General features: G+C 68.9%; 14 protein-coding genes and 1 tRNA gene. 4 read left to right on the top strand and 11 right to left on the bottom strand.

Going from position 1 to position 11,382, the window contains the following annotated elements; translation table 11 throughout:
• The coding region (locus tag ACERZO_RS41890; RefSeq protein ID WP_372671530.1) for a lyase family protein at positions 1 to 747 on the bottom strand (747 nt) is incomplete at its 3' end.
• 68 nt (positions 748 to 815) lie between these two features.
• On the opposite strand from ACERZO_RS41890, the gene ACERZO_RS41885 reads away from it, so the two are divergent.
• Complete coding sequence (locus tag ACERZO_RS41885) at positions 816 to 1,457, top strand: TMEM175 family protein (protein ID WP_372671529.1); 642 nt, start codon at positions 816 to 818, stop codon at positions 1,455 to 1,457.
• Between the two features lie 4 nt (positions 1,458 to 1,461).
• Here the strand turns inward: ACERZO_RS41885 and ACERZO_RS41880 are convergent, their stop codons facing one another.
• Entirely contained in the window at positions 1,462 to 2,004 is a 543-nt protein-coding gene (locus tag ACERZO_RS41880; protein WP_372671528.1) for a DinB family protein, read from the bottom strand.
• A 212-nt stretch (positions 2,005 to 2,216) separates the two neighbouring features.
• Here ACERZO_RS41880 and ACERZO_RS41875 point away from each other — a divergent pair, with 212 nt between their 5' ends.
• Positions 2,217 to 3,059, top strand: coding sequence for a hypothetical protein (locus tag ACERZO_RS41875; protein WP_372671527.1), 843 nt, complete (start codon positions 2,217 to 2,219; stop codon positions 3,057 to 3,059).
• 7 nt (positions 3,060 to 3,066) lie between these two features.
• Here the strand turns inward: ACERZO_RS41875 and ACERZO_RS41870 are convergent, their stop codons facing one another.
• The gene (locus tag ACERZO_RS41870; protein WP_372671526.1) at positions 3,067 to 3,603 is read right to left on the bottom strand and encodes an AAA family ATPase; all 537 of its coding nucleotides are present in this window, start codon (positions 3,601 to 3,603) and stop codon (positions 3,067 to 3,069) included.
• Between the two features lie 111 nt (positions 3,604 to 3,714).
• Between ACERZO_RS41870 and ACERZO_RS41865 the strand changes: the two genes are divergently transcribed.
• Positions 3,715 to 3,787, top strand: a tRNA-Lys gene (locus tag ACERZO_RS41865).
• A gap of 39 nt (positions 3,788 to 3,826) precedes the next feature.
• Here ACERZO_RS41865 and ACERZO_RS41860 read toward each other — a convergent pair.
• The 8 genes from ACERZO_RS41860 to ACERZO_RS41825 form a co-directional block, all read right to left on the bottom strand.
• Positions 3,827 to 5,026 carry a tyrosine-type recombinase/integrase gene (locus ACERZO_RS41860; RefSeq protein ID WP_372671525.1) on the bottom strand — a complete coding sequence of 400 codons (1,200 nt, stop codon included), beginning with the start codon at positions 5,024 to 5,026 and terminating at the stop codon, positions 3,827 to 3,829.
• Positions 5,026 to 5,223, bottom strand: a complete 198-nt coding sequence (locus tag ACERZO_RS41855) for a helix-turn-helix transcriptional regulator (protein ID WP_191312486.1) — start codon at positions 5,221 to 5,223, stop codon at positions 5,026 to 5,028. Before ACERZO_RS41855 ends, ACERZO_RS41860 begins: the two co-directional genes overlap by 1 nt.
• 16 nt (positions 5,224 to 5,239) lie before the next feature.
• A complete protein-coding gene (locus ACERZO_RS41850) occupies positions 5,240 to 6,868 on the bottom strand; it encodes a replication initiator (protein WP_372671524.1) in 1,629 nt (542 codons plus the stop codon).
• Positions 6,868 to 7,254: a hypothetical protein gene (locus tag ACERZO_RS41845; protein ID WP_372671523.1), complete on the bottom strand. Its 387-nt coding sequence runs from the start codon at positions 7,252 to 7,254 to the stop codon at positions 6,868 to 6,870. The genes ACERZO_RS41850 and ACERZO_RS41845 overlap by 1 nt, the downstream gene beginning before the upstream one ends.
• Positions 7,251 to 8,798, bottom strand: coding sequence for an FtsK/SpoIIIE domain-containing protein (locus ACERZO_RS41840; RefSeq protein ID WP_372671522.1), 1,548 nt, complete (start codon positions 8,796 to 8,798; stop codon positions 7,251 to 7,253). Before ACERZO_RS41840 ends, ACERZO_RS41845 begins: the two co-directional genes overlap by 4 nt.
• 315 nt (positions 8,799 to 9,113) lie before the next feature.
• On the bottom strand, positions 9,114 to 9,335 hold the full coding sequence (locus ACERZO_RS41835; protein ID WP_372671521.1) for a hypothetical protein: 222 nt from the start codon (positions 9,333 to 9,335) through the stop codon (positions 9,114 to 9,116).
• 82 nt (positions 9,336 to 9,417) lie between these two features.
• Positions 9,418 to 9,657 (bottom strand): hypothetical protein, encoded by a 240-nt coding sequence (locus ACERZO_RS41830; protein WP_372671520.1) that lies wholly within the window; start codon positions 9,655 to 9,657, stop codon positions 9,418 to 9,420.
• A 303-nt stretch (positions 9,658 to 9,960) separates the two neighbouring features.
• Positions 9,961 to 10,416: a hypothetical protein gene (locus ACERZO_RS41825; protein WP_372671519.1), complete on the bottom strand. Its 456-nt coding sequence runs from the start codon at positions 10,414 to 10,416 to the stop codon at positions 9,961 to 9,963.
• A 149-nt stretch (positions 10,417 to 10,565) separates the two neighbouring features.
• On the opposite strand from ACERZO_RS41825, the gene ACERZO_RS41820 reads away from it, so the two are divergent.
• On the top strand, positions 10,566 to 11,378 hold the full coding sequence (locus ACERZO_RS41820) for a GntR family transcriptional regulator (protein ID WP_372671518.1): 813 nt from the start codon (positions 10,566 to 10,568) through the stop codon (positions 11,376 to 11,378).
• Positions 11,379 to 11,382 lie beyond the last annotated feature (4 nt).

Here is an 11,382-nt window from a genome sequence, read left to right as displayed (position 1 = left end):
CGTAAAGCCGGTGCAGCCGGCGCCGGCCGCGCCGGATCGCCCCGCCTGCCCTGCCACCTCTGCCACCCCGGCCTGCCCACTGCCCGCGTGCCCGGCCCGTTCGGCGTCGGCCAGCCGCGCGTACTCCACGTACGCCGCCAACGTCCCGGCTGCGCCGCCCAGCGAGACCGGCAGCCCGCCGTCCAGCACGCGGCGGATGCGGACCGCCGCGTCCAGCACCAGCTGCCGCCAGCCCGCGGCCTTGAGCCCGAACGTCGTGGGCACCGCGTGCGCCGTCAGTGTCCGGCCGGCCATCGTCGTGTCCCGGTGCTCGCGCGCCAGCGCGGCCAGCGCCTCGGCCGTCGCGTCGAGGTCGGCCACGAGGAGCCGTAGCGTCCGGTCGGCGACCAGCATCATCGCCGTGTCGAAGATGTCCTGGCTGGTCGAGCCGCGGTGCACGTACTCCGCGGCCTCGGGCGCGATCGCGCCGACGGCCGACGTCAGCGCCTTCACCAGCCCGACCACCGGGTTCGCGGTCGCCCGCGACTCCCGCGCCAGCTCGACGACGTCGATCCGCGCACTGGCCGCGGCCTCCGTGATCGCGTCCGCGGTCTCGGACGGCACCGTCCCGAGCCGCGCTTGCGCCCGGGCGAGCGCCGCCTCGGCGTCGAGCATGGCGCGCAACCAGGCCTCGTCGCCGGTCGACGCTTCGGCCGGCGTACCGGCCCTGACCGGGGACAGGAGTCCGGAATCGGGGTCGACGCTCATGGCCTCAGCATCGCACGCACCCAGCCGTGACTGCCTTCTCACGGCCGCCTCTGGCAAGCTCACCCGCCATGAGCAGCGCCACGCCCGACGCGGACACCGCCGCCGGCGAGACCCGCGGGTTCGCCGCCGAGCGCCTCACCTTCTTCTCGGACGCCGTCGTCGCCATCGCGATCACCCTGCTCGCGCTCGAGCTGCCCCTGCCGGAGGGCGCCACCAGCGCCGAACTGCTGCGATCACTCGGGCATCACCGTTCCGAATACATCTCCTTCCTGATCAGCTTCGCTGTGATCGGCGGCCACTGGCGCGCCCACCACCGCCTGTTCCACTACGTCACCACCGTGCGCGCCGGGCTCCTGCGGCTCACCTTCGGCTGGCTGCTGATGATGGTCCTCATGCCCTTCGCCACGAAGGTGCTCGCCGAAGACGGCGGGTTCGAGTTCCGCTTCGTCCTGTACGCACTCGTGCAGGTCGTCGCGCTCACGCTGTTCGTCGTGATGACCCGGCAAATCCAGCGTCACGACCTCTACCGCGCGGACACCCCGCCGGAGCTCTTCGGCGAGTTCTACCGCGGGCTCGGCACGATGATCGCCGCTTTCGCCGCCTCGATCCCGGTGGCCTTCTGCACGCAGTGGGCCTACGCGTGCTGGATCGTCATTCCGCTCGTGGGTGGCCTCCTTGTCCGGCTTCGCCGCCCGGCGGCGCGAGCCTGAGCCGTCATTCGCCGGTAGCGCCGTCGATCCGTTCGCGGACCAGGTCGGCTTGGCCGATGTGCCGCGCGTACTCGCCGATCATGCGCAGCATGAGCCACCGCAACGTGAACGGCCGGCCCGTGCTGATCCGCGTCCCCGTCTGGTCCATCGACGCGGCCGCCACGATCTCCCGGGAACGCGCGCATTCCGCGTGCCACAGGGAAAAAGCCTCGCCGACGTCACCGTCGAGCGCCGTGAAGTCCTGCTCCGGGTCGTCGTCGGAGTAGTAGAGGTTCGGGAGGTCCTCGCCCGCGAACTGGATCCGGAACCACCAGCGTTCGACGCCGGTTAGGTGCCGCAGCAGGCCGTGCAGGGTCAACGTCGACGGTGGTACCGAGCGTTCGGACAGCCTGGGCGGGTCCAGGCCTTCGCACTTCATCTCGAAGGTGCGCCGGTAGTAGTCGAGGCTTTCGGTCAGGGCCTGCCGCTCGTCGGCGACCGGCGTCGGGTCGGTCCGGTCGCCGGTCAGGCGGGCCGGGGTAACCACCGGGGTCGTGTGTTCGGTCATGTGCGGAGCGTGCCACGGGGGTCCGACAATTTTCGCGTCGCCGCCGTGCCCGGTGACCCGGCAACGGCGTGAAACCCCAGTTCAGACACGGTTTCAAGAACCTGGTAACGAAAGCCGGGGTGGGGCGATCTGATCTTCGTCAGCTGCTGCGATCACCCGTCCCCAACCCGGTTGGAGCGGCACCCCTCGTCCGGAATCAGGAGATCACGACCATGGAGCGAACCGGTCGAAGAGCCGCCGTGCTGGCCGCGTTGAGCGCAGCGGCCCTCTTCATGGCCCCCGCCGTCGCGTCCGCGGCGCCCGCCCCCAGCACGCTCGACGTCAGCGACGCCTCGCTGCACGCCGGCGATACGTTCACGGTCACCGAGCAGCTGTACAACCCGACGGACTTCACCGTCACCGGCGCGAAGGCGGCGGTCTATGCCAAGGAAAAGCCGATCGTCGACGTGGTGGACCTGGTCTCCTGCGCCGGCACGATCGGCTGCGACCAGTACCTCAGCAGCTACCGCGGCGGCGTCGGCGACCTGGGCGCGGGCGAGAGCCGCACCGTGACGTTCACCTTCCGCGTGAAGGAGGACGCCGCCGGCCAGTTCACGCTGCAGCACCAGTTCGCGGGCGACAACTACGCGTTCGCCGTCGAAGACGGCCCGGCCGTCACGATCACGCCGCCCGCGAAGGCCGACGTCAAGGTCGCGCTGACCGGCACACCGCGCGTCGGCCTGGTCGCGCGCGTCGACTACGTGATCACGGTGTCGAACAGCGGCCCGGCGTCCGCGACCGGCGTCCGCGTGACGGCCAACGCGGGTTCGGGCCGCACGATCACGTCCATGACCGGCTGCACCCGCTCGGGCGCGAGCTTGAGCTGCGCGATCGGCACGCTGGCACCGGGCGCGTCGGCCACGGCGAAGTTCACGTCGGAGGGCGGCTTCTTCGCGTGGGGCGCGTTCACGGCAACGGCCCAGCGAGCGGCCAGCACCCCGGCCGACCCGGCGGCGGCCAACGACACGGCGTCGAAGAAGTGCACGGCCTACACCGGGCTGTACGTGACCTGCTGAGTCCACATCAGAGCGAGTACGGCGCCGAGCGAGCTCGGCGCCGTACTGCGTTCGCGGTCTCTTCGACGGTCTCCTCGCTGGTGTCCATGACGTTCTTCTCGAGCTCACCCAGGTCGGCGAAGGCGCCGTGCATGCTGGTGAGCGCCTCGACGTCGGTGAGTTCCGTGGCATCGCGAGCGGCCCCCCGGGCGAGGGTGACCTCGAGACGCGGCCGCAGGACGACGTAGAAGAGGTCCAGACCGTCCCGCTTCGCGGCATCCCGGAAGGGTTCCAGCGCCCAGGGCCCGACAACCCCGTCGAGGACGACGTCGTAGCCGCCACGGGCGAAACCGCAGGCGGCCTCGGCGATCACCCCGAGCACGACGTCGTTCTGCCGCTCGGCCTCGGGCAGGTAGGGCGGAACGAACCCGGTCCGGATCCAGACGTAGAAGCTGTCGGTGTGCAGGTGCACGGCGGGTCGTGGGGCGCGTTCGGTGACCAGCCGGGCAACGGTGGACTTCCCGGCCCCGGGCGGGCCGGTGAGGATCAGCAGCGAACCGGACATGCAGGCATCATGCGGCGCGGGCGGGTTTCGAACCAGTCTTGACCTTGCCGACGCCGTCAGCCGGACCCGGCGTGCAGGTGGGTGCCGGACCCCTGGCTAGACTTGGGGCGCGGGCCGTTAGCTCAATTGGTAGAGCTGCGGACTTTTAATCCGTAGGTTCTGGGTTCGAGCCCCAGGCGGCCCACTCAAACTCCCTGGTCAGCGGCCTGTCGGCCGCCGCCGGTCAAGATCGGCTCCCCGGGTTATCCCCGGAATTGGGGGCCGACGGTTTATCCAAGAGCCCTTCGAGGGCCTTCGCCGTGATCGGGTCAACCGTCTTCCTGCCCAGGTAGGTGTCCTGCGTCATCGACACCCGCGAGTGGCCGAGGTGGTCCGCGATCAGCCGCGTCGGGACGCCCGCGTCGTCGAGGGCGGTCGCCGTGGTCTTGCGGAAGTTGTGCGACGTGAGCCACAGGAAGTCGTCCGATCCCCGGATTTCACGGAGCACCCGCAGGACGTTGTTCGGGTCCCGCAGGGTGCCGACCGTGCTGGCGAAGATCGGGCTAGCCAGAGGCCGGCCATCTGCCTTCGCCTCAGCCCAGCGCCGCTCCAGCAGGGCCAGCGCCCAGGAGGGTAGGGGGAGTGCGCGCATGCTCGACTCCGTCTTCGGCCGAGGCTTGCGGAGCAGGCCCTCACCCTTGACCCGGACGACCGTGTGCGTGATGTCCACCGTGCCTGCCACGAAGTCGACGTCCTCCCAGGACGTCGCCAGCGCCTCGCCGACCCGGACGCCCGCCGCCATCATGAAGCGCGAGAGGTCCGGCAGGTCCCAGCGCCGCGCCTTCTCGTTGGCCTCGACCCTCGCCAGCCACTTCGTACGCTCCTCAGCGTCCAAAGCCCGAGGCTTCTTCTTGCTCTTCGGGATACGGCGGGTGTCCCGCGTCGGGTTGCTGTCGATCGCGTCGTACCGCGCGGCGAGCCCGAGCATTCCCGACAGCGCAGTCCTCGCGGTCTTGGCCGTCGACGCCCCGACGGTCCGTTGAAGCGCGCCCAGGAACCGGTCCAGTCGCATCACCGTCGCCTCGCGCACCCGCAGCTCACCCATCCCCGGGATGATGTGCCGCTTGAGGATGGACTCATAGGTGTTGACGGTCGTCGGCGACTTGATGCCCTCCCGGACGTCCTGCTGCACCTGTTCGATCCATACAGCGGCCAAATCCTTGAGCCGGGTCTCTCGGGTGATCTCGCCAGTCGTCGAGCCCGACCAATCGAGGAACGCGTCCCGAAGTCGTTGCGCCGCTTTGCCTTTCGTCTTCCCCGAGCGCTCGACCTCCCGCGTCTGGCCGTCGAAGTCGCGGAACAGCGCGCGAGCCCGCCAGCCCTTCGCAGTTGCCGAATAGCGGATCTCCCCGTACGTCCCGATCTCCAGCTGAGGGCGAGGCATCACGCCACCTCATCCGACAGCTGGTCCACCCACGAACGGACGTCCTCCTGGCGGTACCGGACGTACTTCCCGATCCGACGGCCGGCCGGACCGTAGCCCTTGGTCCGCCACTGGTACAGCGTCGAAACCGGTACGCCCAGGTAGTTCGAGACGTCCTCGACCGTCCACAGCCGACTGAACCCCGCGTAGTTGTTCATGCCTCCCCCTTTCAGATCAAGCCGCGAGCTGAGTTGCCGAAGTTTCCGGACCGTCCCCTGGTGGTCCGGCGGCGGCGAGTAGCGCCCGGTCGTACTCGGCCTTCCATGTGATCCGTTCCGCGATCGCGCGCATGACCAGGTGTGGCCGGGGTGGGACCTGCGGGTCGCCGGGCTCGACCTTGCGCCAGACCAGTCGGGCCGGGTCCGGTTGTGGCTTCTCGATCCCGATCGCGGCCAACGCCTGCTGAACGAACGCTTTCCGGTCGGCTTTGTGGTCGTCGAGGGTCTTGCCCGACCACTTGCGCGAAACCAGCACCCGCCGCCCCGGCAGCCCGAGCGTGGTCCGACGGTGAGCCCGTCCCTTGCAGTGCCCCGGCGTGGTCTTGCTGCTCGCGCCCTTGGGCTGGACCCCGTAGAGCAGCCAGACCGCGCACCGGGGCGAGCACGGCGTGACCGACAGTTCGGCGTGGAGCCGGTCGTGGTGGTCCCGCAGCCGCGCCGTGTCCGCCTCGACCACTTCACCGGTGGACTTGGTGAGGTACTTGGTGAGGTAGCCGATGTGGCGGCCGGCCTCTTCGGTGCCGCCGAGGATGCCCTTGGAGTGCACCTGCCGTCCGAACACGACGACGTGCGCCGGTTCCTCCGCCTCTTCTACGGCGTCGTCCCAGGTGGTCAGCGGCTCGCGGGTGTCCGGGTCGAGGAACGCCCGGGTGTCGGCGTCCCAGACCGGCAGCCGGTCGACATAGACGATCTCGTCGTGTAACGGCCACCAGACCTGGTGATAGGTCGCTTCGGTGACCTGGCGGATGACGTCGTGCGGGATCGCCCCGCGGATTGCTGCGTGCAGGTGCGGAGCTGTGCGCTTCTGTGGTTCGACGGTGGCGAAGTACTGGGCGTCCCAGCCGACGACCCGGCGGAGGTTCTGCCACCAGCGATCCACCAGCGCGGAGAAGTGCACCGCGTCCCGGGCGGCCCGCCGGTAGTTGTACCGGGACGGATCGACCGGTGCCCCGTCGCTACGGACTGGGCCGTAGCTGTCGCAGGTCAGCGTGACGAACATGGACGGCCGGAACTTGCCCGCGTACTCCCGGCCCACAGTGGTCTTCGCGACCTTGCGCCGAGGCAGGTTCGGCGCGTCCTGCCGACGACGGGTCGAGCGCTTCACCGCCCGCTTGGTCGGGACGTCGAGGGCGGGCAGCCGACCGCGTATCCCGAGTTGCCGAAGTTCCGCATCAACCCCAGCGACCTCCTCCCGCAGCTCCTCGGCTTCCGCCTGGTCGTGCTCGACCACCTCCCGGTAGGCCGCTACCAGGTCCGCGCGGTAGGTCAGCAGCTCTTTGTGGTCCTCCGAGGGCGACTCGGCGTTAAGGACGGGCTCTTCGGTCATGTGCCAGCCCTCGCGGCACTGGGCCTGCCGAAGCGCCTTCGCCTTCCGCGCGCAGGGCAGGCACACCGACTCCACAGTGGAGCCGCACGGCACCGGGACATAGCGCAGTTCGCCGGTCTCGGTGTCACCGACTTCCATCGTGAAGGGCCGGATGCAGACGCCGTGCTTCTCTGCCGTCGCCCGGATCACGTCGGCAGCAAGAGGCGTGCGCATCCGTTCGGCCCGGGTGGTGGCCGGCTGGGTCTGTTCTTCGGTCATCAGGCGGCCACCTCCCTGGGGCGGGACCATTGCCGAAGCTGAAACACCGGCATGTCCTGTCGTTGCCCGGCGGGCAAGTCCGGGAACACCGCTGAGTCGTACGCGACGCCGCTGTAGACGTGCACCGGGATGCCGCACGGCGTCCGGCCGTTGACCGACAGGTGCACCGAGTCGCCGTCGTGGACTCGCCACAGCGAGGCAGACACGTCATCGAGCGTGTTCGCCCAGGTCAGCAAGGCCCCAGCTACGTCGGGCAGCCGGTGGGCGTCGAGCTGGACCGTCAGCGGATCTGACCACGTCCGCACGGTCAGCGCTGCCACCGAGGGCAGCTGGTACAGGTCGAGGTGATCGCGGATGGTGTCGAGGAAGACCATCAGCCGGTTCACGCGGCCACCCCCTCGCCGCCCAGCACCGGACGGGCCACCCCGCCGTTGGTGACGTACTGCTCCAGCGCCTTGACCGTCTCGTCGGACACCCAGCCAGCGCGGATACGCAGGGGTTCGCGGATACCTTCGCCCCACACGAACCCGACCCCGGCTTCGGAGTCGCCGATGCGGTTGGCCCACGCGCCCCGTTCGTAAGCGCCGTCGCCGAGGACCATGCCGACGTGCGTCTTCGACGTGACCCGCAGGCAGACACGGCGGGTGAACAGCTCCCTCACCGGGACGGTGTCCTTGGTCGGCTCCTGCACATACCCGCGCACTGAGATGTTGAGCGCCCGCCCTTGGGTGTTGAGCAGGGCGACGCGTTCGACGATCTGTTCCCGAGTCTTGCGGTCGGTGTACTTGGTCAAGGCGCCGATCTCGTCGAACTCCAGCAGCTCAAGCGGGTAGTCAGTGGATAGGGGGATAGTGCGGACGTGGCCGGCGAACTCGCGCTTGCGGGTCTCCATCTCCTCGACCAGGCCGTCGAGCACCTCGAGCGCGTCCTTTCCGGACACCGCGTACCGGGTGAAGATCCCGCGCCCGTACGCGAGCTCCATCCCCTTGGGGTCGATTCCGGACATGCGCACCAGGCCAGAGCGGATCGCCGGGGCCGCCGCGACGAGCGGGCACCACATCACGCTGTTCTTGCCCGCACCCGAGGCGCCAGCGGTCAAGCAGTGCGCACCAGAGCCGAGCAACGGGACCCGCCAGTCGTGCCCGTACTCGGTCCGACCGGCCCACACCTTGCGGAGATCCACCGAGAATTGCCCCTCCGGAAGCGCGGGGGAGTGCACGAGCGCCGCCAGCTGGTCACGGCGCTGGAAGTCGACGGAGACGATGTTCGGAGCCAGTTCCCGCACCTGACACCGCGCAACCTTCCGCGCCGAGGCCAATGCCCGGGCCGCGTCGTCGAAGTCTTCGGGCTTCTGGCCGGGCACGAGTTGCACCCGGACCTCATCCCACGACGGACCCGAACGGACGCCGAGGACCTTGGGTACCTGCACCCCGGACTGCCTAGCCGTCGCCCGCGACGCCTTCCGGCGACCGACGAGATTCACGGTCACCTCGACCGGCAGCGCGGCGTCCCGGACGCTCAGTCCACAGGCGTGCAGCCAGCCGGGCAGCTTGAGGTGATAGACCGCCCAGCGCAGCCACCACGACCGCAGCGGCCGGCCGCACCACTGATCGAACGAGGTCACGTCGAGCAGCCGCCACACACCGAGGATCAGGGCCAGGCCGCCGAGGTTGACCACGAGCCAGACCCAGCCGACCCAGACGCACCACAGGTAGACCGCGATCACGGTCAATGAGGTGCGCCAGTGGATCACGACCTGGGAGAACAGCCAGAACACGACCTTGCAGGCCCACCACAGGGCCACGAACACGACCACCATGGCGGCCAGCGCTTCAGCCCACGACGCCAACGCGCGCCCGATCTTGGCCAGCACCCACACCCCGAGGCCGAGCCCGGCCAGGGCGATCACGAGCATTCCGGGGGAGGTCATCGCCGACCACCCCGCAGCGCCGCCGAGAGGTCCAGCGGCAACGCCCCCAGGCACGGGGCGCACTTGGTTTCGCCGGGCAGCAGCCGAGCGAACCGCTTGCATTCCGAGCATCGCGAGCGGGTGACCCCCACTGGCGTTGGTTGCTTGTCATCGTCTAGCGTCTGCATTGTTCACACCTCGCGGTTGTGGACAGCGCAGGAGCGGCATGGTTGGTAGCCGAGTTTCCGCTTCTGCGCCTTGCCTTTTGGTCGCCGCATTTGGGCGTGCGGCATCGCCGTGCGTCCCCAGCGCACGTTTTGTCTAATGTGGACTGATCTAGTTGGACTTGTGCTGTTCTCGGTACCGTCGCTCGCGGTCGGCTATCGCCCGATCGATATGGGCGACGCAGTCGCGGCAGACGTGGTAGCCGTCCACCTGGAGGAACGACCCATGCCCGCACATGCGGCAGACGAGCCACTTGAGCCGGACGCGGCGCAGGCGCTTGTCCCGGTACGGGTGATCGCGTCGCCAGCGGGTGAGCCGTAGCCTGGCACTCACCGCTTCACCTCCTTTGTGGAGTGTGGACGGGAGGCACGGGGACGGTGGCAGGGCCAAACTTCCAGCCGTCCCCGTGCCGGACTTAGGTGCCGGGCTCGCTCGGCTCGGTCTGCAGAACCTTGATCATTTCGTCAGCCGCGTCGCGGAGTTCGCGGAGGAACCTGACGAACTCCGGCCACGTCGCCGGGCCACCCGGTGTCGTGATCGCGATGCTGTCCTGGTCCAGGTACATCACGAGCGCGGGTTGGTTGTGGTGGATTCCGACGACCTGCATTCCCGCGACCGCTTCCGGCCCCGGGGCCCACGTCGCGTTGAACGCCATGGCTTTGTCCTTCCTCGCTGTCTGAGCGCGCCTGCCACAGGAGCGCCTGTTCCTCGAACCCCTCGATTGCGGCGGTGACGGCCGCGAGCACCCACCAGGAGAGCTGGCCCTGACTCGCGAGGTTTCGCCAGGCAGCCGCGACGTCGACCGAAGCGGCAGCCAGTGCCTGAGCGGTACGGCCGTCGGCCTGGTCGCCTGCCCGTGTCGACAGGTCTCCATAGCGCCGGTAGGCCGCCTCCCAGGCCTCGACCAGGTGCCCGGGTGCCAGCGCGATACTGCCGTTCCTGGGCACCAGGGCTCCCATCACGCGGCCTTGGGCGTCGACTCGGTGTTCGCCCGCGTCGACTTCGCGCCGCCACCGGAAGCCGCGGACTTGAAGCCTGTCGCCCGGTACACGTACGACTGGTACTTGAACTCGCCCTGACCAGCGACTTTCGGTTCGGCGGTCAGGCCGTCAAGCTCGATCGGACGCATCCCCGGCAGGGCTTCCACCGTGGTCGGCACCGGCTGAACGTCGGCCAAGAGCGTGATCTCGAACGAAGCGCGCTTCGCCTTGGTCTCGTCCGGGTCCGTGACGGTGGCCTTCCACTGCCGCTTCCCGGTGACCTCGTCGACGCGCTGCCGAGTCGGCCGGCCAGCCGCCTTGTCCTCCCTGGACTGGTACTCGTTGTCCGGCGAGACGTCGCCGACCAGCACCAATCCCTGAGGGAAGGCGTCGTCGAAGCCGATCTCGAACCGGTGTCCCTTGGTGATCGCCATCGTGTGTCCCTTTGCTCTTCGTGGTGCCCGCCGTCCGGGCCTGCGCTGGTCCGTTCGAACCAACCTCGTATACGAAGGTAAACCTCGTATGTGAAGCTGTCAACATACGAGGTTCATGAGACGATGACCGCCGACGACCAGGAGGAGACATGTCAGAGCTGCTGTTCGGCGATCACCCGGAGTTCCCGGACAACGACGAGCCCCGCTATAAGCAGATCGCGAAGGAGTACCGGGCCCGGATCATCAGCGGCGAGCTGCAGGACGGGGAGAAGCTGCCGAGCGAGGCTCAGCTCTGCGAGATCCACGACGTCTCACCGATCACCGCGCGCGCAGCGATGCGCCTGCTGCGGGAGTGGGGCTTCGCGAACGGTATCCGGGGCAAGGGAGTATTCGTCCGCCGCCTGGACAAGCTGACGCGGATCGCGCCGCTGCGGTACTTCCGGGGTCAGGAGGCTCGCACATACGTGCGCGAGGCCGAGGCCGCGAACGTCGAGATGCAGGTCGAGCACAAGACGACCAAGACGACGGCGCCGGCCAACATCGCCGAGCGGCTGGGCATCAACGAGGGCGACCCGGTGACCTGCACGCGCTACTTCATCCGGATGGGGAACCCGCCGCAGCCGGTCACGAGCAGCCTGGCGTGGGAGCCGCTGGCGATCACGGGCGGGACGGACATTGAGCTGCCGCACGAGGGGCCGCACGCCGACAAGGGCATCGTCGACCGATTCTCGGCCGTCGGGCATGAGGTCAACCAAGTCGAGGAACGCCTCGACATCCGCACGCCGACCGCCGAGGAAGCGAAGCTTCTCGACATCCCGGCGAACCGGCCGGTTGTTCAGATTACCCAGACATTCCGCGTCGCTGACCGATTCGGCGCCGAAGACGACCTGGCAGTAGAAACCGCAGATATCCTCTTTCCTGCGGACCGCTATGAGCTTCGCTATGTGATGGACGTGCGCTAGCAGT

Origin of the sequence: Amycolatopsis kentuckyensis, assembly GCF_041679295.1 — a bacterium.
GTDB classification, from domain to species: Bacteria; Actinomycetota; Actinomycetes; order Mycobacteriales; family Pseudonocardiaceae; genus Amycolatopsis; species Amycolatopsis kentuckyensis_A.
The sequence above is the reverse complement of the archived record's forward strand: the minus strand, read 5'-3'. Positions and strand labels throughout refer to the sequence as shown.